Below are 788 nucleotides of genomic sequence, written 5' to 3' on the forward strand. Positions count from 1 at the left end.
GGGCGCGGACGCGCCGCCGGGCCCGCCGGCAGCGGGCCTCCGAGTGTCACGCCCCGTGGAGCCGGGCGCGTCACCGGTGACAGGCGCTCCGTCGTTGACGGGCGTTCCGTCGGTGACGGGCGCGGACACGGAGACCGATCGGTCGACAGGCAGCACCATGTGACAGCCTCCCTACGCCGGCATTACCCGGACAGGTTCTGGCGGTCGGCGGCACTGTGGGTGGAACCCAGCCGCCCTCTCAGCCTCCTGCGTTGGAAGCTCCCGCGTTGACATTGGGTGCGACGCTACGCCCAATCGGCACCCTGCCGCCACCCAATCGATGGAACACCCGCCCACAACCGGCAGATCGTGTCACAGCGTCACCGCGGGCGAGCGTCAGGTGAGATGCTCCCGGGAGCGGGTAATCAGGCTGGGACAGTGTCCGCCCGGTCACCGGGAACGCCCCCTCACTTCTCCACCCCCTGGGAGCATGAATGATTCTGCTGCCGCTGCTGGCCCTCTTCCTCGGAATCTTCGTCAGCGGGCTCGTCCACGACTGGTGCTATGACGAACCACCCACCACGGATAATACGGGCGGCACCCGTCCGGACGCCACGACAACCACCTGATCGATCATCCGTCAGCTATCAGAAAATTTCGGAAGAAATATCGTCTGAATTTCCCGGAAAAACGAGGGATAATTTTGCAGGCCGGCCGGCCGGGAGTTCATCAGATGAAACTCGTACGCCAATTTGAGGAAATACCGAAAGAGCGCGGAAGAAAACTTGTGGAAGGAACATGAAAAGCGC

1 protein-coding gene and 1 riboswitch are annotated in these 788 nt (G+C 63.6%); the gene reads left to right on the top strand.

All coding sequences use genetic code 11. The annotated features are described in order from the left end of the window. Nucleotides 1-150: 150 nt before the first annotated feature. Nucleotides 151-275: riboswitch (TPP riboswitch) on the bottom strand. Nucleotides 276-473: 198 nt separating this feature from the next. Continuing rightward, the gene (locus tag AC5LUJ_RS13245) at nucleotides 474-608 is read left to right on the top strand and encodes a hypothetical protein (protein WP_493465010.1); all 135 of its coding nucleotides are present in this window, start codon (nucleotides 474-476) and stop codon (nucleotides 606-608) included. The last annotated feature ends 180 nt before the right edge of the window (nucleotides 609-788 follow it).

This window comes from Protofrankia sp. CiP1_Cm_nod3 (assembly GCF_982290655.1).